Origin of the sequence: Micromonospora sp. 067-2 (genome assembly GCF_046549295.1) — a bacterium.
Classification (GTDB): domain Bacteria; phylum Actinomycetota; class Actinomycetes; order Mycobacteriales; family Micromonosporaceae; genus Micromonospora.
This window is the reverse complement of the sequence record NZ_JAJPWB010000016.1, coordinates 27,140-44,925: the sequence shown is the minus strand read 5'-3', so window position 1 is coordinate 44,925 and position 17,786 is coordinate 27,140. Positions and strand designations below refer to the sequence as shown.

The 17,786-nt window shown below is 72.8% G+C and carries 20 protein-coding genes; 8 read left to right on the top strand and 12 right to left on the bottom strand.

Annotation, left to right across the window (positions count from 1 at the left end; translation table 11 throughout):
- Window positions 1–18: 18 nt before the first annotated feature.
- Window positions 19–267, top strand: coding sequence for a DUF2630 family protein (locus tag ACLJN9_RS30400; protein WP_410815128.1), 249 nt, complete (start codon window positions 19–21; stop codon window positions 265–267).
- 50 nt (window positions 268–317) lie between these two features.
- On the opposite strand, the gene ACLJN9_RS30395 is transcribed toward ACLJN9_RS30400, so the two are convergent.
- The 3 genes from ACLJN9_RS30395 to ACLJN9_RS30385 all read right to left on the bottom strand — a co-directional run bounded on the left by ACLJN9_RS30395 (window position 318) and on the right by ACLJN9_RS30385 (window position 3,008).
- Window positions 318–1,250 (bottom strand): serine protein kinase RIO, encoded by a 933-nt coding sequence (locus ACLJN9_RS30395; RefSeq protein WP_410815126.1) that lies wholly within the window; start codon window positions 1,248–1,250, stop codon window positions 318–320.
- Between the two features lie 187 nt (window positions 1,251–1,437).
- The gene (locus tag ACLJN9_RS30390; protein ID WP_410815125.1) at window positions 1,438–2,082 is read right to left on the bottom strand and encodes an HAD family hydrolase; all 645 of its coding nucleotides are present in this window, start codon (window positions 2,080–2,082) and stop codon (window positions 1,438–1,440) included.
- Between the two features lie 65 nt (window positions 2,083–2,147).
- A complete protein-coding gene (locus tag ACLJN9_RS30385; RefSeq protein ID WP_410815124.1) occupies window positions 2,148–3,008 on the bottom strand; it encodes a carbon-nitrogen hydrolase family protein in 861 nt (286 codons plus the stop codon).
- Between the two features lie 89 nt (window positions 3,009–3,097).
- On the opposite strand from ACLJN9_RS30385, the gene ACLJN9_RS30380 reads away from it, so the two are divergent.
- The 6 genes from ACLJN9_RS30380 to mug all read left to right on the top strand — a co-directional run bounded on the left by ACLJN9_RS30380 (window position 3,098) and on the right by mug (window position 7,423).
- Window positions 3,098–3,670: a TetR/AcrR family transcriptional regulator gene (locus ACLJN9_RS30380; protein ID WP_410815123.1), complete on the top strand. Its 573-nt coding sequence runs from the start codon at window positions 3,098–3,100 to the stop codon at window positions 3,668–3,670.
- A gap of 76 nt (window positions 3,671–3,746) precedes the next feature.
- Window positions 3,747–4,682 carry a TIGR04222 domain-containing membrane protein gene (locus ACLJN9_RS30375; RefSeq protein ID WP_410815121.1) on the top strand — a complete coding sequence of 312 codons (936 nt, stop codon included), beginning with the start codon at window positions 3,747–3,749 and terminating at the stop codon, window positions 4,680–4,682.
- Window positions 4,679–5,497, top strand: coding sequence for a DUF692 domain-containing protein (locus ACLJN9_RS30370; RefSeq protein ID WP_410815120.1), 819 nt, complete (start codon window positions 4,679–4,681; stop codon window positions 5,495–5,497). Before ACLJN9_RS30375 ends, ACLJN9_RS30370 begins: the two co-directional genes overlap by 4 nt.
- A complete protein-coding gene (locus ACLJN9_RS30365) occupies window positions 5,494–6,081 on the top strand; it encodes a hypothetical protein (RefSeq protein ID WP_410815119.1) in 588 nt (195 codons plus the stop codon). The genes ACLJN9_RS30370 and ACLJN9_RS30365 overlap by 4 nt, the downstream gene beginning before the upstream one ends.
- Window positions 6,066–6,827: an SDR family oxidoreductase gene (locus ACLJN9_RS30360; RefSeq protein WP_410815118.1), complete on the top strand. Its 762-nt coding sequence runs from the start codon at window positions 6,066–6,068 to the stop codon at window positions 6,825–6,827. The genes ACLJN9_RS30365 and ACLJN9_RS30360 overlap by 16 nt, the downstream gene beginning before the upstream one ends.
- Entirely contained in the window at window positions 6,824–7,423 is a 600-nt protein-coding gene (gene mug, locus ACLJN9_RS30355; RefSeq protein ID WP_410815117.1) for a G/U mismatch-specific DNA glycosylase, read from the top strand. Before ACLJN9_RS30360 ends, mug begins: the two co-directional genes overlap by 4 nt.
- A gap of 26 nt (window positions 7,424–7,449) precedes the next feature.
- Here the strand turns inward: mug and ACLJN9_RS30350 are convergent, their stop codons facing one another.
- The 4 genes from ACLJN9_RS30350 to ACLJN9_RS30335 form a co-directional block, all read right to left on the bottom strand.
- Window positions 7,450–9,426 carry an ABC transporter ATP-binding protein gene (locus tag ACLJN9_RS30350; protein WP_410815143.1) on the bottom strand — a complete coding sequence of 659 codons (1,977 nt, stop codon included), beginning with the start codon at window positions 9,424–9,426 and terminating at the stop codon, window positions 7,450–7,452.
- 113 nt (window positions 9,427–9,539) lie between these two features.
- A complete protein-coding gene (locus ACLJN9_RS30345) occupies window positions 9,540–10,307 on the bottom strand; it encodes an enoyl-CoA hydratase/isomerase family protein (RefSeq protein ID WP_410815115.1) in 768 nt (255 codons plus the stop codon).
- Window positions 10,308–10,353: 46 nt separating this feature from the next.
- The gene (locus ACLJN9_RS30340; protein ID WP_007462679.1) at window positions 10,354–10,581 is read right to left on the bottom strand and encodes a helix-turn-helix domain-containing protein; all 228 of its coding nucleotides are present in this window, start codon (window positions 10,579–10,581) and stop codon (window positions 10,354–10,356) included.
- Window positions 10,582–10,861: 280 nt separating this feature from the next.
- Window positions 10,862–12,466 (bottom strand): ABC-F family ATP-binding cassette domain-containing protein, encoded by a 1,605-nt coding sequence (locus ACLJN9_RS30335; RefSeq protein WP_410815114.1) that lies wholly within the window; start codon window positions 12,464–12,466, stop codon window positions 10,862–10,864.
- A 264-nt stretch (window positions 12,467–12,730) separates the two neighbouring features.
- Here ACLJN9_RS30335 and ACLJN9_RS30330 point away from each other — a divergent pair, with 264 nt between their 5' ends.
- The gene (locus ACLJN9_RS30330) at window positions 12,731–13,657 is read left to right on the top strand and encodes a neutral zinc metallopeptidase (protein ID WP_410815113.1); all 927 of its coding nucleotides are present in this window, start codon (window positions 12,731–12,733) and stop codon (window positions 13,655–13,657) included.
- Window positions 13,658–13,776: 119 nt separating this feature from the next.
- On the opposite strand, the gene ACLJN9_RS30325 is transcribed toward ACLJN9_RS30330, so the two are convergent.
- From ACLJN9_RS30325 to ACLJN9_RS30305, 5 genes are all read right to left on the bottom strand, one after another.
- The gene (locus ACLJN9_RS30325) at window positions 13,777–14,433 is read right to left on the bottom strand and encodes an acVLRF1 family peptidyl-tRNA hydrolase (protein WP_410815111.1); all 657 of its coding nucleotides are present in this window, start codon (window positions 14,431–14,433) and stop codon (window positions 13,777–13,779) included.
- A 259-nt stretch (window positions 14,434–14,692) separates the two neighbouring features.
- Window positions 14,693–15,316: a LysE family transporter gene (locus ACLJN9_RS30320; RefSeq protein WP_410815110.1), complete on the bottom strand. Its 624-nt coding sequence runs from the start codon at window positions 15,314–15,316 to the stop codon at window positions 14,693–14,695.
- 248 nt (window positions 15,317–15,564) lie between these two features.
- Complete coding sequence (locus ACLJN9_RS30315) at window positions 15,565–15,990, bottom strand: metal-sulfur cluster assembly factor (RefSeq protein ID WP_410815109.1); 426 nt, start codon at window positions 15,988–15,990, stop codon at window positions 15,565–15,567.
- Complete coding sequence (sufU, locus tag ACLJN9_RS30310; RefSeq protein ID WP_410815108.1) at window positions 15,987–16,463, bottom strand: Fe-S cluster assembly sulfur transfer protein SufU; 477 nt, start codon at window positions 16,461–16,463, stop codon at window positions 15,987–15,989. The genes ACLJN9_RS30315 and sufU overlap by 4 nt, the downstream gene beginning before the upstream one ends.
- Complete coding sequence (locus ACLJN9_RS30305; protein WP_410815107.1) at window positions 16,463–17,767, bottom strand: cysteine desulfurase; 1,305 nt, start codon at window positions 17,765–17,767, stop codon at window positions 16,463–16,465. The genes sufU and ACLJN9_RS30305 overlap by 1 nt, the downstream gene beginning before the upstream one ends.
- Window positions 17,768–17,786: the final 19 nt, after the last annotated feature.

Here is a 17,786-nt window from a genome sequence, read left to right as displayed (position 1 = left end):
TGTGCCAGGCTCTGTGGCATGGACGACAAGACCATCCTGAACCGGATCTCCGAGCTGGTCGACGAGGAACACAAGCTGCGCTCGGCGGCCCAGGCCCACGAGTCGGGCACCGAGGGCGAGGCCAGCGAGCGGCTACGCAAGCTGGAGGAGTCCCTCGACCAGTGCTGGGACCTCCTGCGCCGCCGCCGGGCCGCCCGGGACACCCACGGCGACCCGGATTCCCAGGGCGAACGCCCCAAGCCCGAGGTGGAGCGCTACCTGCAGTGACCCATGCGGGCTGGTCGGGCGGCCCGACCGGGCCGCCCGACCGGTCAGGGTCAGCGCAGGCCCGCCTCGCGCAGCAGGTCCGCGGTCAGCGCGCCCGGGTCGACCAGCTCGGCGGCCAGCCCCCGGGCCACGAACCACGCGCTCACCACCCGCACGTCGCGGGCCAGGAACTCGGGTCCCTGCGGGTTCGCCACCACGTCGACCACCTGCGGCAGGTCGATCACGACCAGCCGGCCCCGGTGCACGAGCAGGTTGTACGGCGACAGGTCGCCGTGCGCGTAGCCGGCCCGGGCCAGCACCCGCAGCGCCTCCACCAGTTGGGCCCAGAGGTCGCGCAGTTGCGCCGGGTCGGGCCGCAGCTGGGCCAGCCGGGGCGCGGCCTGCCCCGACTCGGCGTCGCCGACGAACTCCAGCATCAGCTCGGTGCCGCGCAGCTGCACCGGGTACGGCACCGCGATCCGGTCGTGCCCGGCGCCGATCTCCCAGAGCCGGGCCAGGGCGTCGAACTCGGCCGCCGCCCACTGCCCGGCGATCATCTGTCGGCCGAAGACCGTCCGGCCGGCCATCGCACGGTTCTCCCGGGACCGACGGACCCGGCGGCCCTCCAGGTAGCCGGCGTCCCGATGGAACAGCCGGTGCTCTGCGTCGCGGTACCGCTTGACCGCCAGCAGGCAGGACCGGTCGGTGTCGGGCACCGCACGGCGGACCAGGTGGACGTCCGCCTCCTTGCCGGTCTTCAGCACACCCAGCTCGGTGTCCCTGGCTGCCAGCTCGGTGATCAGCCAGTCCGGATGCGGCTGTGGCCCGTGCACGGCGTCGTCCCAGGACGACCAGTGGTCGCCGGTGTCCGGGTCAGGTTCGCCGTCCGGGTCGGCGGGCGGCTCGATGGGCCGCCCGCGCTTCAGAAACTGCGGTTCGTCGTCGTCGAAGCGGCTCTTGCCGCGGCTCCGGCGCCCGAGCGCCGGAAGATCGTGATCGCGCACTGTGGTGAGGTTCCCTTGGTCGAGGCTGAGAAAGGCAGCTGGAAGCGACCTGCGAAGACGGCCATGACCGACCCCCTCTCCTCGACCGGGCGCACGCCCGGGTGCACGATGCGCCGCCAATGGTCGCCGCCGACCCGTCGGCCGGTCAACCGAATTACCGCAGCGCCAGCGCACGCACGACGACTCGTCAGCCGGCGAGCACGGTGGCGACCGCGGCGATCAGCCCGTCCGCCGTACGGCTCGGCGCGAACCGGACATCCGACCAGGTACGCCCCCGGTGCAGCCACACACTGGGCAGTCCGACCGCGGCGGCACCGCCGATGTCCGCCTCCGGGCTGTCGCCGACCACCCAGGCCCCCCGCAGCGGCATCCGGACCCGCTGCGCGGCGAGCGCGAAGATGCGCGGGTTGGGCTTGCTGACCCCGGCCTCCTCGGAGATCACCCAGTCCGCGACGTAACGGTCCAGGCCGGTTTGGCGGATCTTGGCGTCGTCGACGCGTACCGTGCCGTTGCAGACCACCACCGGCACCCAACCGGCGTCGTCGGCGATCCGCAGCGCGCAGGCGGTCAGCGGATCGAGCCGGGTCTGCGCCACGACCCCGTCGTGCAACTCCTCCACCAGGTCGATCGAGGGGATGCGCAGCTCGTAGCGGTCCCGGATGGCGTCGGCCAGATCCCAGCGGTCGGTCAGGCCGTCGGCATCGATCGAGACCAGCCACTCGACGTCGGTGGAGGGCGCGCCGATGCCGTCCAGGAAGCGCTCACACCAGCGGCGGAACGGCCCGGCCCGATCCAGCAGGGTGTTGTCCAGGTCCAGCAGGAGCAGTGGCACTCGGGCACCCTACGGGACCGACGTGTCCGCCAACAGATCCGGCCGGTACCGACCTGACGATGGGCTCAACCGGGCAGCGACACCCGTGTGCCCCCCTGGTGCGGCAACAGATCGGCGAGCATCGAATGGGCCGACCGGGTGGCCGCCAGTTCGGCCGGTTCCAGCGTCGCCACCAGGACCGAGGTGCCCTCGTCGGCACCCCGGGCCAACGGACGTCCCTGCGGGTCGTAGATCGCCGCGCCGCCGTTGAACCGCCACGGGTCGGCACCACCGACGGCGTTGGCGAAGACCACGAACATGGTGTTGTCCAGAGCGCGAGCGGCGTAGTACAGGTTCCGGCGGTGCTCGGAGCCGGCCAGGTAGCCGCTGGGACACAGGTAGCCGTGCGCGCCGTCGAGAGCGGCAGCCCGGCCATGCTCGGGGAAGCAGCCGTCGTAGCAGACTCCCACCCCGAGCCGCCAGGTGTCGACGAGCAGCGTGGCACCCCGCGCACCGGGGCTGAACAGCTCGCGCTCGTCGCCCCACAGTTGCTGCTTGTCGTACCCGACGCGGACCGCGCCGGCCCGGTCGATCACCAGCGCGGCGATGGTCCGCCGGCCATCCGGGTGACGGGCCGCGGCGCCGACCAGCACGGTGACGCCGGCGTCGCGCGCGGCGTCGCGCAGCGGGTCGAGGCGGGGGTCGGCGACCACTCCGGCCGGGTCGGCCGCGACGTCGGTGCCGGCCGGGTCGGCGGCGAGGGTCGGTGGGTGGTACGCGCAGAGGAACAGCTCGGGCAGGACGGCCACCCGGGCCCCCTGTCCGCCCGCCCGACGGACCAGGTCGGCGGCGGCGAGCGCGTTGCCGGCCACGTCACCGGGCGTCGGCGTGGCCTGGACGGCGGCCACCGTCAGCGGAGCGGCGGGCACGGTACGCGGCGGGGTCACCGGGCGATGGTAGCCGTGGGAGGTCCCGGGCGCGCAGCAAGCCGTACGTACGGTTTGCATGACCCGGGGTGACCTGCAACGATCGACGCGTGCCCAGAGTAAGCCAGGATCAGCTCGACGCGCGCCGGCAGGAGATCCTCGCCGCCGCGCGGGCGTGTTTCGCCCGGCACGGCTACGAGGGGGCGACCGTACGCCGCCTCGAGGAGGCCACCGGGCTCTCCCGGGGCGCCATCTTCCACCACTTCCGCGACAAGGACTCGCTCTTCCTGGCCGTCGCCGAGGACGACGCGGCGGCCATGGTCGAGACGGTGGCCCGCAACGGTCTGGTGCAGGTGATGCGCGATCTGCTCGCCCGCGCGGTCTCCCCGGACACCACCGGCTGGCTCGGCAGTCAACTGGAGGTCTCCCGCCGGCTGCGCACCGATCCGGCGTTCGCCCGGCGCTGGACGCAGCGGTCCGCCGCGATCGCCGAGGCGACCCGGGACCGGCTGGCCCGCCAGCGCGACGCCGGGGTGCTGCGCGAGGACGTGGCGATCGACGTGCTGGCCCAGTTCCTGGAGCTGGCCTACGACGGCCTGGTGCTGCATCTGGCGATGGGTCGACCCGCCGGCGAGATGGAACCGGTGCTCGATCTGGTCGAGGAGGCGGTCCGCCGCCGCTGAAACGACCCGTTCCGCGGGACGTGGCGGCACTGCTCCACAATGGGGCCGCCGATCCCTCCGGTGACAGGAGCAGCCCATGATCGTTGTTGCGGCGTCAGGCGACACCTGGGGCATCCCCGGCCCGGCCTTCCTCCGGTACTACCTGGTGGCGGCCGCCGTGGTGCTGGCGATCGCGGTCTACCACCGGATCCGCCTGCTGGCCGTCCCGGGGCACGCCACGTCCGATCCGCTCGGGCCGCAGCAGGTCGCGTACCTCAACGGTGGCCCCCAACTCGCCGTGCACGCCGCGCTCGGCGGGCTGCGCGGCAGCAACGCGATCGGTGTGGGAACGGACCGCCGGCTGAACACCATCGGCCCCACGCCGACCGGGCTCACGCCCCTGGACCAGGCCATCCACTGGGCCGCCCACCAGCGGGCCCGGGTCCGGGACCTGCCGCGCGACGAGCGCGTCCACACCGCACTCGACCAGATCCGCAACGGTCTGGAGCAACGCGGGCTGTTGACCAACGACACCCGGCGCGCACGTGCCGGCCTCTGGAACAGGATCCTCGTCGCCCTGCTGGGCCTCGGCCTGATCCGGCTCTTCTTCGGTCTGGGCAACGGTCGTCCGGTGGGCTACCTGCTCCTGACCCTGGTTGCGCTCGGGGGCGCCGCACTGCTGCTGGGCCGGGCACCGAGGCGCACCCGGGCCGGGCGGGCCGCGCTGCGCGACGTACGCCGCCAGCACCCCCACCTGGTCCCCGCCGACGCGCCGGCCTTCGCCACCTACGGCGCGACCGGCGCGGCGATGGGGGTGGCCCTGTACGGCACCGCTTCGCTCTGGGCCCTCGACCCGGGCTTCGCCGAGCAGGCCGAGGTCCAGCGCCACGCCGTCGGCAACTACGGCTGGACGGGAAGCTCTGACGGGTCGTCCGGCGGCGGGGGCACAGACAGCTCGGGCGGAGGCGGCGGCTCCTGCGGCGGCGGAGGCGGCTGTGGTGGTGGCGGCGGGGGTGGGGGATGCGGCGGATGAGCGGCCCGCAGGGCGTCGGCATCGGCTGGCGTCCGGAGATCGCCGGCTTCGTGTCCGAGCTGCCCGGGCTGCGCTTCGTCGAGGTGGTGGCGGAGTCGGTGCCCGCCACCGGGCCACTCCCGCCGGGCCTGGCGCGGTTGCGCGAGCGCGCGGTGACCGTCGTACCGCACGGGGTGCGGCTCTCCCTGGGCGGCGCCGAGCCGCTCGACCCGGCCCGGGTCGCCCACCTTGCCGCCGTGGCGCAGCGGGTGGACGCGCCGCTGGTCAGCGAGCACATCGCCTTCGTCCGGGCCGGTGGCCTGGAGGCCGGGCACCTGCTGCCGCTGCCGCGCAGCCGGGAGGCAGTCGACGTGGTCTGCGCCAACGTGGCCCGGGCGCAGGCCGAACTGCCGGTGCCGATCGCGCTGGAGCCGATCGCCGCGCTGGTCGACTGGCCCGACGACGAGCTCGACGAGGCGGATTTCCTCACCGAGATCCTGGACCGGACCGGGTCGCTACTGCTGCTGGACGTGGCCAACGTGTACGCCAACGCCCGCAACCGGGGCACCGACCCGCTCGCGTTGCTGGACCGGCTGCCGCTGGACCGGGTCGCGTACGCGCACGTGGCCGGCGGTGGCGAGCACGGCGGTTTCTACCACGACACGCACACCGATGCGGTGCCGCCAGCGGTGCTGGAGCTGGTCGGCGCGCTCTGCGCCCGCCAGCGGCCGCCGGCGCTGCTACTGGAGCGCGACGGAGGCTACCCGCCGGCGGCGGAGCTCCGCGCCGAGCTGGACGCCCTGGCCGCCGCCGCGGGCTTCCCGGGGGTGACATGACCGGCTCGTCACCGCCCATCAAACCCGGCCCGTCGGCGCCCGGCGATCGCGAGAGCGACCCGCACGGTGGCCCGCTTGCACAGCGGCAGGCGGAGCTGGTCGCTGCGCTGGTCGCCGGGGGTCCGCCGCCGGCCGGCTTCGCACCGGCGGCGCTGGCCGCCACCCGGGCCGCGCTGCTGCGTAAACGGGCCGGCGAGGTGGCCCGGCACTGGCCACTGCTCGCCGCCGGCCTCGGCACCGGCTGGTTGTCGACCTTCGCCGGCTGGGCCGCCGGCCGTCCCACCGCCGGCTCGCTGCGCGACGGTTGGGACCTGGCCCGGTCGCTGCACGCGCGGGGCGCGCTGCCCCCGGTGGGCGCCGAGGAGCTGGCCACCCGCGAGGCCCGCCTGCGCTACGACGGGCGGCGCGCACCGCGTCCCCGCCGGCTGCCGGCGGTGGCCCGCGCCGGTGGTGCCGTGGCAGTGCAGATCACCGGCCGGGTACGCCTGCTGCGCCCCGCCCCGCGGCCACCGGCGACGCAGCCCACAGCCGATGGTCATGGGGTGCCGGATGCGGCAGGATCGGCGTCATGGATCTCGGACTGACCGACCGGGTGTACGTGCTCACCGGCGCCTCCCGCGGCCTGGGTTACGCGACGGCGCAGTGCCTGGTGGCCGACGGTGCCCGGGTGGTCCTCTCATCCCGCAACGCGGACGCGGTGGCGTCCGCCGCCGAGCGTCTGGGTGGACCGCAGCGGGCGGTCGGGCTGACGGCGGACCTGACCGACCCGGAGACCCCCGGGCAGCTGGTCGCGGCGGCCCAGGAACACTTCGGCCGGCTCGACGGCGCGTTGATCTCGGTCGGCGGGCCACCGCCGGGCAACGCCGCCTCGGTCAGCGACGAGCAGTGGCGGCGGTCCTTCGAGACCATCTTCCTGGGCACCGTCCGCGCGGTACGGACGGTCGCCGACGCGCTGCCCGAGGGCGGCGCGATCGGGCTGGTGCTCTCCACCTCGGCCCGCAGTCCGATGCCCGGGCTCGGCATCTCCAACGGCCTGCGGCCCGGCCTGGTCGGCGTCGCCAAGGACGTCGCCGACGACTACGGCCCGCGCGGCGTACGAGTTCTCGGGCTGCTGCCCGGCCGGATCCTGACCGACCGCAGCCAGCAGCTCTTCGACGCCAGCGGCGACCCGGAGCGGACCCGCGCCGAGGCGGAGGCCCGCATTCCGCTCCGGCGCATCGGCGACCCGACCGAGTTCGGCAGGGTGGCCGCGTTCGTGCTGTCCCCCGCGGCCAGCTACCTGACCGGCCTCACCGTGCCGGTCGACGGTGGCGCGCTGCGCGCGCTGTGACACTCGGCCCGCCGCGACCCGCCGAGGACGGGCACCCTCGGCCCACCCGCGCCGAGCTGGCCGCCGCCGCCGACCGGACCATCCCCGACGTCCTCGCCCCGGAGTTGGCGGTGCTCTTCGTCGGTATCAACCCGGGCCTCTGGTCGGCCGCCACGGGCTGGCACTTCGCCCGGCCCGGCAACCGGTTCTGGCCGGCGCTGCACCTGGGCGGGTTCACCTCCCGGCTGCTGCACCCGAGCGAACAGGACGAGCTGCCCGCCGTCGGGCTCGGCATCACCAACATGGCGGCTCGGGCCAGCGCCCGCGCGGACGAGCTGAGCATCGAGGAACTCCTCGACGGCGCCGCGATCCTGACCGACAGGGTAACCCGGTACCGGCCGCGCTGGGTGGCGGTGGTGGGGGTGACCGCGTACCGGATCGGTTTTCGCCGGCCGAAGGCGACCTTCGGGCCGCAACCGGAGTCGTTGGCCGGGGCGCGGTTGTGGGTGCTGCCCAATCCGAGCGGCCTGAACGCGCACTTCACGCCGGTCACCCTGGGCGCCGCGTTCGCCGAGCTGCGGGTCGCGACCGCTCTCCCCGACCGCCGCCCGGGCTGAGCCGACGGGCGGTGGCCGGTGGTGGGTCAGTTGGCCGCGGCGGGCGGCATCGCCTCGTCGGCGACGTACGTGCCCAGCGGCAGGACCACCGGCTCGGGACCGGTCGCGTCCACGAACGGGGTGGGCGAGTCGACGACCGCGAACTGGGTGCGGTACAGCTCGGCGTAGAGCCCACCGACCGCGACCAGCTCGTCGTGGCGCCCCCGCTCGACGACGCGGCCGCCGTCGAGGACCAGGATCTGGTCGGCGTCGCGGACCGTGGAGAGCCGGTGCGCGATCACCAGGGCCGTACGCCCGGCCAGTGCCACGGACAGCGCCCGCTGCACCGCGGCCTCGCTCTCCGAGTCGAGGTGCGCGGTCGCCTCGTCGAGGATGACGATCGACGGGGCCTTGAGCAGCACCCGGGCGATGGCGATGCGCTGCTTCTCGCCGCCGGAGAACCGGTAGCCGCGCTCCCCCACGGTGGTGTCCAGACCGTCGGGCAGCGACCGGACCAGGTCGGCGACCTGCGCGCCGGCCAGCGCCGCCCAGATCTCGTCGTCGGTCGCGTCCGGCTTGGCGTACCGCAGGTTCTCGGCGATCGACTCGTGGAACAGGTGCGAGTCCTGGGTGACCACGCCGATCTCGTCGCGCAGGGAGGTGAGCGTCGCGTCGCGCACGTCCACCCCGCCGACCAGCACCTGACCGTCGGTGACGTCGTAGATGCGGGAGATGAGCATGGACAGCGTCGACTTGCCGGCACCGGACGGGCCGACCAGGGCCACCATCTGGCCCGGCTCGACGCTGAACGAGACACCCTTGAGCACCGGCTCGTTGACGGTCCGGTCGAGCGTGGCGACCTCCTCCAGCGAGGCGAGGGAGACCTCGGCGGCGCTGGGGTAGCGGAACCGTACGTCACGGAAGTCGACCCGGCCGGCGCCCCGGGGCACCGGCATCGCGTCGGGCTGCTCCACGATGCCCGGCTGAAGGTCGAGCACCTCGAAGACCCGGTCGAAGGAGACCAGCGCGCTCATCACGTCCACCCGGACGTTGGAGAGCGCGGTGAGCGGCCCGTAGAGGCGGGTGAGCAGCAGCGCCATGGTGACCACCGTGCCCGCGCTGACGCCCCCGGTGACCGCGAGCCAGCCGCCGAGACCGTACGTGAGGGCCTGGGCCAGCGAGGCGACCAGCAGCATCGCCACGAAGAACGTGCGGGAGTACATGGCGGACTGGATACCGATGTCCCGCACACGTTCGGCCCGGGCCGCGAACCGGCGGGCCTCGATCTCGGGCTGGCCGAAGAGCTTCACCAGCAGCGCGCCGGCCACCCCGAACCGTTCGGTCATGGTGGTGTTCATCTTGGCGTCGAGGTTGTACGCCTCGCGGGTGATGTCGGCCAGCCGCCGGCCGACGCGGCGGGCGGGGATGATGAAGATCGGCAGCAGCACCAGCGAGAGCGCGGTGATCTGCCACGAGAGGGTGAACATCACCGCGGCGGTGAGCACCAGTTGGATGACGTTGCTGACCACGCCGGACAGGGTGGAGGTGAACGCCCGCTGGGCGCCGAGCACGTCGTTGTTGAGCCTGCTGACCAGCGCGCCGGTCTGGGTACGCGTGAAGAACTGCAACGGCATCCGCTGCACGTGGTCGTAGACCCGGGTGCGCAGGTTGAGGATGATGCCCTCGCCGATCCGGGCGGAGTACCACCGCTGGGCCAGTGAGAGCAGCGCGTCGGCGATCGCCAGGCCGGCGATGAACAGGGCCAGCCGGACCACCAGCCGACCCGCCTCGGTGCCACCCCGGTTGATCGCGTTGATCACGTCGCCGGCGAGCACCGGTGTGGCCACGCCGATGATGGCAGCCAGCACCACGGTGGCCAGGAAGACCACGATGTCGCGTCGGTAGGGGTGGGCGAAGGCGACGATCCGCCGGGCCACCCCGCGCTTCAGCCGGTGGGTGGATACCTCGTCGCGGTTGCGCATCGACCGGAGCATGCTCCAGCCCGCCATGCCACCGCCGGACATCGGGTTGGACACCGCTCACCTCCGGGTCGTCGGGCGGACCGCACCGTCAGGTCAATTCTCCCGACGACTCTGACAACCTCGGTCGTAACCCGAACCTTCCCGTACGGTCCTTACTATTCTCCCCGGCCGGCGAGGTCACGCAGTCGGCGGGTCTGCGCCTCCCGTTCGGCGCGCTGCTGGTCGACGTGCGACCGTCCGGCCGCGCCGGCGATCAACGCCTTGATCTCCACCACCGCGTCACGGGCACCGGCGAGCAGGCCGGCGGTCAGGTCGCTGACCGCACCGTCGATCTCGGCGGCTGGTACGACCAGGGTGGCCAACCCGATCCGGTCCGCCTCGGCGGCGTCGAGACGGCGACCGGTCGCGCAGATCTCCAACGCCCGGGCATAGCCGACCAGTTCGACGAGCCGCTTGGTGCCGGCCAGGTCGGGCACGAGACCGAGGGTGACCTCGGCCATCGACAGCTTCGCATCGGCGGCCAGGACCCGAAGGTCGCAGGCGAGGGCGAGCTGGAAACCGGCGCCGATCGCGTGGCCCTGCACGGCTGCCACGGAGATGACATCGGGTCGGTGCAGCCAGGTGAAACCGGCCTGGAACTCGGCGATCCGGGCGGCGCACTCCTGCTCGGGCAGGGTGGCCAACTCGGCGAAGGAACCTGGGCCGGACGCGCCGGCCACCGCGAGGTCGAGGCCGGCGGAGAACGCGCGACCCTCGCCTCGGACGACAACCACCCGCACGTCGCCGGGCAGGTCGCGGGAGAACTCGCTCATCGCCCGCCACATGGCGGGCGTCTGGGCGTTGAGCACGTCGGGCCGGCACAACGTCACCGTGGCAACCGGCCCGTCGCAACTCAGCCGGACCCCGGTCGCTTCGGCGGTCACCGGGCGGGCCGGGGCGCGGCGCTGGTGGACGACGCTGGGGGGCGGGTCACGCCTTCTTGCGGCGCCGGGCACCGCCGCGCTGACGCAGCTGAACCCCGGACTCGGTGAGCACTCGGTGGATGAACCCGTAGGAACGGCCGGTAGAGGCCGCCAGCGCGCGGATGCTCTCCCCCGAGGTGTACCGCTTTACCAGGTCCTTGGCGAGCGTCTGACGCTCGGCTCCGACGATCCGGCGACCCTTCTCAGTGCTGGTGGCTGTGCCAGTGGCTGCCATGCTGTGTCCTCACGTCCCAGACTGTGCGGTTCGGATACGGTCCCACCTATTAGACCGTCTCGAACGATCATGCGCCAGATATCAACTCTTCGCCAACCGACACGCTATGCAATGTCACCTTCCCGATAGAGTGATGCTGGCGATCGGCCCCCGTCAGGCCCGGCGCCCGTGCCAGGGCCGGCCAAACCCATCGCCCCGCGTGGATGGCCACTCGGCGTGCGGTCGAGCTTGTCGACTGTCGAACGGCCCCCACCCGCAGGCCGGTCGTGCGGGACGACGGTCAGGCCAGCTCGACCAGTTCGAGCAGGTCGTCGCTCCAGGCGTCCTCGTCGCCGTCGGGCAGCAGGATGGCCCGGTCCGGCTTGAGCGCCAGCACCGCACCCGGGTCGTGGGTGACCAGCACGATCGCGCCGGGGTAGTTGGCGATCGCGTCGAGCACCTGCTCCCGGCTGATCGGGTCGAGGTTGTTCGTCGGTTCGTCGAGCAGCAGCACGTTGGCGCCGGAACAGACCAGGGTCGACAGGGCGAGCCGGGTCTTCTCGCCGCCGGAGAGCACCCCGGCGGGCTTGTTCACGTCGTCGCCGGAGAAGAGGAACGCGCCGAGAATCTTGCGCAGGTCGGTGTCGGACTGTTCGATGGCGGCGGCGCGCATGTTCTCCAGCACCGTCCGCTCCACGTCCAGGGTTTCGTGCTCCTGGGCGTAGTAGCCCAACCGCAGCCCGTGCCCGGAGTGCACCTCCCCGGTGTCCGGCGTCAGCAGCCCGCCGAGCATCCGCAGCAGGGTGGTCTTGCCGGCGCCGTTGAGCCCGAGGATCGCCACCCGGGAGCCGCGGTCCACCGCCACGTTGACGTCGGTGAAGATCTCCAGCGAGCCGTACGACTTGGACAGGCCGGTCGCGGTCAGCGGGGTCTTGCCGCACGGCGCGGGGTTGGGAAAGCGCACCTTGGCGACCCGGTCGGAGACCCGCACCTCCTCCAGACCGGAGATCAGCTTCTCGGCACGGCGGGCCATGTTCTGCGCGGCGACGGTCTTGGTGGCCTTGGCCCGCATCTTGTCGGCCTGCGCCATCAGCGCGCCGGCCTTCTTCTCCGCGTTGGCCCGCTCCCGGCGGCGGCGCCGCTCGTCGGTCTCCCGCGCCTCCAGGTACGCCTTCCAGCCCAGGTTGTAGACGTCGACCACGGACCGGGTGGCGTCCAGGAACCAGACCTTGTTGACCACCGACTGCAACAGCGCGCCGTCGTGGGAGATCACGATGAGGCCGCCCTTGTGGTTGGCGAGGAAGCTGCGCAGCCAGGTGATCGAGTCGGCGTCGAGGTGGTTGGTCGGCTCGTCGAGCAGCAGGATGCCGCCGCCGTTCTCGCCGGCGTCGCGGAACAGGATCCGGGCGAGCTCGATGCGGCGGCGCTGACCGCCGGAGAGGGTGCCGATGGTCTGCGCGAGCGCGCGGTCCGGCAGGCCGAGGTTGGCGCAGATCCGGGCGGCCTCGGCCTCGGCGGCGTACCCACCCAGGGAGGCGAACTGGTCCTCCAACGCGCCGTAGCGGCGGACCAACTTCTCGTCGGCGTCCTCGGCGAGCTTGGCCTCGATCTCCGACATCTGGGCCATCAGCACGTCCAGGCCACGGGCGGAGAGCACCCGGTCGCGGCCGGTCACCTCCAGGTCGCCGGTGCGTGGGTCCTGCGGCAGGTAGCCGATGGCGCTGCGCTGGTCGATCTGCCCGGCGTACGGCTGCCCCTCGCCGGCGAGCACCTTCAACGTGGTGGTCTTGCCGGCACCGTTGCGGCCGACGAGGCCGATCCGGTCACCGGGCTGCACCCGCAGGGTGGTGTCGGACAGCAGAATCCGGGAGCCGGCTCGGAGCTCCAGGCCGGTGGCGGTGATCATTTCTTCGGGCTCGCTCTCGGGGAGTGGAAGGCTGACTCGGGGCACGCGAAACGGCCGGCGGGCCCGGTGGCCCGGCGGCGCGGGGCGGTTCAGCCTTCGCAGCGCAGCACCCGACAAGTGTACCGGGCGCTCCCGGACGGCCCGCCCGGATTAGCAATCAAGATCATCGGGTACGGAATTGCGGCATCCGGACCCGGTCCGGCACTGCGACGACACAGTGGGAATCCGCGTCACAGCGACGGACAGACGGCGATCGGGGTCAGCATGGAACTCAACGAGCGGGCCGAGCTCGACACCTCCCAGGTCAACGACCTCGGGCGGGGTGGCGGCTCGGGCGGCGGTGGCGGCATGGGCATCCCGATCCCCGGCGGCGGCGGTCGGGGCGGTCTGATCGGCATCGTGGTGACCGTGCTGATCGCCCTGCTCGGCGGCGGTTTCGGCCTGAATGCGATGACCAACGGCGAGGACGGCGGTGGGCAGTCCACCGGCAAGCCGCTGCAGGGGTGCGACAGGAGCAACGCGCAGCGCTTCGACGACGCGAGGTGCCGCAACCTGCTCTACGTCAACAGCATCCAGGACTACTGGGAGAAGGAGTACCCGGAGCTGGGCAAGGGGAAGTACGAGCCGACCAGCACCAACTACTTCGAGGCCGCGGTGAACACCGGCTGCGGTCAGGCGGATTCCGGCGTCGGCCCGTTCTACTGCCCGGCCGACCGCAAGGTGTACATCGACCTGAGCTTCTACAACGAGCTGGCCTCCCGCTTCGGCGCCAAGGGCGAGTTCGCCGCGCCGTACGTGCTGGCCCACGAGTACGGCCACCACATCCAGAACCTGCTCGGCACCAACGAGCGGGCCGGCCAGGGCGACCAGAGCGGCCCCCGTTCCGCCTCGGTACGCCTGGAGTTGCAGGCCGACTGCTACGCCGGCTCCTGGGCCAAGCACGCGACCGAGAGCAAGGACGAGACCGGCCAGGAGGCGCTCTTCACGTCGATCACCCCGAGCGACGTCGCGGAGGCCGTGCAGACCGCCGAGGCGATCGGCGACGACACCATCCAGCAGCGCTCCGGTGGACGGATCAACCCCGACCAGTTCACCCACGGCACCTCCGCGCAGCGGCAGCGCTGGTTCCAGCAGGGCTACGACCGTGGTGATCCCAAGGCCTGCGACACCTTCGCCACCGACCAGCTCTGACCAATTCCCACCCGGGCGCTCCGACGGTCATTCTCGACACGTCGGGGCGCCCTTCGGTGTGATCGGGCGGACTGCCGGTTTCGGCACCCGCGCCGGCGATCCCGGTCCCGTCGGCGACCTCAGTCGGGCGGGGCGGGATCGCGGACCAGGATCCGGACCGCCCGGGCGGCCGCGATCGCGGCGACCAGCACGGCGTGCCGGGGCTCGGGCACATCGAGCAGCCGGTCTGCCCGCAGCGCGGCGAGCCGGGCCAGCCGCCGGTCGGCGAGGATGCCGTCCACCGTGCGTCGGTCGCCGCCAACCACGACCGCGTCGAGCGTGCCGGCCTGCGGCAGCAGCAGCCGTACCGCCAGCTCGACCGCGTCACCGAGGGCGGCCTTCGCCTGGTTGTCGCGGCGACGGGCGAAGCGGTGCTGCGACCAGCCACCCGCGGCGGTACGGCCCTGCACGTAGCTGCTGTCCACCTTGGACAGCGTCAACGTCTCTCCCTCGGCCACACCGACGGCCACCGCGCTCTTGCGGGCGAGCAGCAGACCGATCCGGCGCGGTGTGGCGGCGGCGGCCAGGAACCCGGGCAGGTCACCTCCCGCGGAAGCACCGGGTGGCACGTACAACTGCGCGGTGGTGCCGTCGGGCGCGGAGAGCAGCAGGCCGTCTTCCCGAGGGGTCACGGTGGGCGGGCCGTGCCGGTCGACGAAGCCCTCGACCCAGCGGGCCAGCCGGTGCGGGTCGACCTCGACCCAGCGGCCACCCCCGGCTGCGGGCCGTCCACCCACCTCGACCCCCTCCGGTCGCCATTGCCCGACAGACTGCCGGGCGTCACTCGGCGGCACAACACCGAGGAGCGCGGTGGCCAGCTACGACCTACCCCGGCGGGCCGGCGGGATCCTGCTGCTCCTGGTGCTTGTCGGCCTCTGACTGCGGGGTTGCGCTCGGCCAGCACGCGCTGGCTCGCCGGACGCCTGTGCTCCGATCGACGCCCGGTCGGACCGTACCAGCCGTTGCCCGGCCCGGTCGCCCGACGCCGGTGGCTGGTCACCGGGGCCACACGATGCCGGCCGCGAGCCCGGCCATGATGGCGCTGGAGACGAGCGCGGTGGCCATCCGGCCTTTCGGGCCGGTGATCAGGCGGCCGACCAGCGTGCCGCCCCCGGCGATGAGGAGTTGCCAGCTCGCCGAGGCCACGAACGCGCCGAGCACGAAGAGCGCGGCCGTCGACCCGGCCGCATCGATGGCGTCGCCGCGGCCGAGCACCAGCGCGGCGAAGTAGACGACCGTCGCCGGGTTGAGCAGGGTCAGCGCGAGAATGCCGCCGAACGCGCGCAGCGGCGTGTCCAGGCCCCGGCGGGTCCGCACGTGGGTCGCGGGGGGCGGTCGCACCGCGCGCCAGGCGCCGTGCCCGGCGAGCGCGAGCAGCACTGCCGCGGCCGTCACCCGCAGCGGGCCGGCAAGCGGTTCGACGACCCCGGCCACGGCCGCGCCGCCGAGGGCGGCAAGCGCCGCGTACAGGCCGTCGGCGGTGGCCACGCCGAGAGCCCCGGCCGCGCCGACCCGGAACGAGGTACGGGCACTGAGCCCGACGATGAGCACCGCGATCGCGCCGACGGGAACGGCGACGCCGTAGCCTGCGACGAGGCCGGCGAGGAACGCGCTGGTCACGATCGTCGGTGGCGGGTCGAGTCGCGGCCCGGGCGCGTGCGCTGTCGGAGCGCGGCGGTGGCCGCGCCGACAGGAAGCCGCTTCGGGTACGTCTCGATCACCCGCCCATCCTGCGCGCGCTCCCCCATCGAACGCGACCCCAATTTCCGCTCGTGACAGTGCGCACGACACGACGGGCGGAGGCGAAAGGCGTCGAGCGCGGCACCCGTGACGGGCGCCGCGCTCGATGGTGCCGAACCGGGATCGACTCAGACGTTGAAGCCGAGGGAACGCAGCTGGTCCCGGCCCTCATCGGTGATCTTGTCCGGGCCCCACGGCGGGAGCCACACCCAGTTGATCCGGATGTCGTTGACCAGGCCGCCACCGGGGCCGGTGGTCAGCGCCTGCCGGGTCTGGTCCTCGATCACGTCGGTCAACGGGCACGCCGCCGACGTGAGCGTCATGTCCAGGGTGGCGACGTTCTCGTCGTCGACGTGCACCCCGTACACCAGGCCCAGGTCGACCACGTTGATGCCGAGCTCCGGGTCGACGACGTCCTTCATCGCCTCCTCGATCTCGGCGATGACGGCCTTGCCGACGCCGGCCACCGGGGTGGCGGCGGCGTCACCGGCCACCTGAGTGCCGGCGGCGTCACCGGCCTCCGGCGTCGCTGCGGTAGCGGTATTTTCGCTCATGCCTTCACCTCCGGGCTCACGCCCACCCCGGCGCGTGCCGCGGCGTCCTTGAACGCCATCCACGGCAGCAGCGCGCATTTGACCCGAGCGGGGTAGCGGGCAACGCCCGCGAAAGCCACCCCGTCACCGAGCACGTCCTCGTCCGGCGTGACCTGGCCACGGCCGGACATCAACTCGACGAACGCCTCGTGCACCGCGAACGCCTCCCCCGCGCCCCGACCGCGCAACAACTCGTGCAGCACGCTCGCCGAGGCCTGGCTGATCGAACAGCCCATCCCGTCGTACGAGATGTCGTGCAGCACGGTGCCGTCGGTGGCAACCCGGATGGTGATCTCGTCGCCGCAGGTCGGGTTGACGTGGTGCGCCTCCGCCACCTGGTCACCCGAGTCCTCCGCGTCGCGCAGGCCACGCCCGTGCGGGCGCTTGTAGTGGTCCAGGATGATCTCCTGGTAGAGCTGGTCGAGCTGTGCCATCAGCCGAACACCTTCCGCACCTGCTCCAGACCGGCCACCAGAGCGTCGATCTCACCGGTGGTGGTGTAGAGGTAGAACGAGGCCCGCGTCATCGCCGGGACGCCGAACCGGCTGCACACCGGCTTGGCGCAGTGGTGGCCCACCCGCACCTGCACACCGAGCGAGTCGAGCACCTGACCCACGTCGTGCGGGTGCACGTCGCCGAGCGCGAACGAGATGGTGCCACCCCGGCCCACCGGCACGGTCGGGCCGAAGATCCGCAGGTCGGGCACCGATCCGAGAGCGTCCAGCGCGTACGCCGTCAGCTCCTTCTCGTGCCACTGGATGGCCGGCATCCCGATGCCGGTGAGGTAGTCCACCGCGGCACCGAGTGCGACAGCCTCGGCGATCGGCGGGGTACCCGCCTCGAAGCGGGCCGGCGGCGCCGCGAACGTCGAGCGGGCCATGGTGACCGTCTCGATCATCGAGCCGCCGCCGAACACCGGGGGCATGGCCGCCAGCAGCTCGCCCCGGCCCCAGAGCACACCGATGCCGGTCGGGCCGCACATCTTGTGCCCGGTGAAGACGATGTAGTCGGCGTCCAGGTCGACCACGTCGATGGGCAGGTGCGGCACGGACTGCGAGCAGTCCAGCAGCAGCAGCGCGCCCACCTCGCGGACCCGCGCGGTGATCCGGGCGGTGGCGTTGACCGTGCCGAGGATGTTCGACATGTGCACCAGCGAGACGATCTTCGTCCGCTCGGTGATCAGGTCGTCCAGGCCGGACTCGTCGAGCCGTCCGCCGTCGGTGACGCCGAACCAGCGCAGGGTCGCGCCGGTCCGTTCGCAGAGCAACTGCCACGGGACGATGTTCGAGTGGTGCTCCATCTCGGAGATCACCACCTCGTCGCCGGGGCCCAGCCGGAACCGGGGGTCGGCGTCCGGACGCAGCGAGGCGTTGGAGAAGGCGTACGCCACGATGTTGATCGCCTCGGTGGAGTTCTTGGTGAACACCACCTCGTCCACGCTCGGCGCGTTGACGAACGCGGCGATCCTGGCCCGCGCCCCCTCGTACGCCTCGGTGGCCTCGGTGCCCAGGGTGTGCACCGACCGCGAGACGTTGGCGTTGTGCCGCGTGTAGTGCTCGTCGAGAACGTCGAGCACCTGGCGGGGCTTGTGCGAGGTGTTGGCGCTGTCGAGGTAGACCAGCGGGTGCCCGTTGATCTCCCGGTCCAGGATCGGGAAGTCGGCGCGCACCCGGGCCACGTCGAAACGCGGCACCTCGTCGTACTGCGGCATCCCCGCTGGAATCGCGATGCTGGTCATCTCGGCAGCGCCTCTCTCG

Excerpts from the sequence above, each read along its gene's own strand:
- ACLJN9_RS30340 (WP_007462679.1), bottom strand. The coding sequence starts at position 10,581 with ATGGCAGCCACTGGCACAGCCACCAGCACTGAGAAGGGTCGCCGGATC.
- ACLJN9_RS30365 (WP_410815119.1), top strand. The coding sequence starts at position 5,494 with ATGACCGGCTCGTCACCGCCCATCAAACCCGGCCCGTCGGCGCCCGGC.
- ACLJN9_RS30375 (WP_410815121.1), top strand. The coding sequence starts at position 3,747 with ATGATCGTTGTTGCGGCGTCAGGCGACACCTGGGGCATCCCCGGCCCG.
- ACLJN9_RS30330 (WP_410815113.1), top strand. The coding sequence starts at position 12,731 with ATGGAACTCAACGAGCGGGCCGAGCTCGACACCTCCCAGGTCAACGAC.
- ACLJN9_RS30315 (WP_410815109.1), bottom strand. The coding sequence starts at position 15,990 with ATGAGCGAAAATACCGCTACCGCAGCGACGCCGGAGGCCGGTGACGCC.
- ACLJN9_RS30360 (WP_410815118.1), top strand. The coding sequence starts at position 6,066 with ATGGATCTCGGACTGACCGACCGGGTGTACGTGCTCACCGGCGCCTCC.
- ACLJN9_RS30400 (WP_410815128.1), top strand. The coding sequence starts at position 19 with ATGGACGACAAGACCATCCTGAACCGGATCTCCGAGCTGGTCGACGAG.
- ACLJN9_RS30350 (WP_410815143.1), bottom strand. The coding sequence starts at position 9,426 with ATGTCCGGCGGTGGCATGGCGGGCTGGAGCATGCTCCGGTCGATGCGC.
- sufU (WP_410815108.1), bottom strand. The coding sequence starts at position 16,463 with ATGGCACAGCTCGACCAGCTCTACCAGGAGATCATCCTGGACCACTAC.
- ACLJN9_RS30305 (WP_410815107.1), bottom strand. The coding sequence starts at position 17,767 with ATGACCAGCATCGCGATTCCAGCGGGGATGCCGCAGTACGACGAGGTG.
- ACLJN9_RS30370 (WP_410815120.1), top strand. The coding sequence starts at position 4,679 with ATGAGCGGCCCGCAGGGCGTCGGCATCGGCTGGCGTCCGGAGATCGCC.
- ACLJN9_RS30335 (WP_410815114.1), bottom strand. The coding sequence starts at position 12,466 with ATGATCACCGCCACCGGCCTGGAGCTCCGAGCCGGCTCCCGGATTCTG.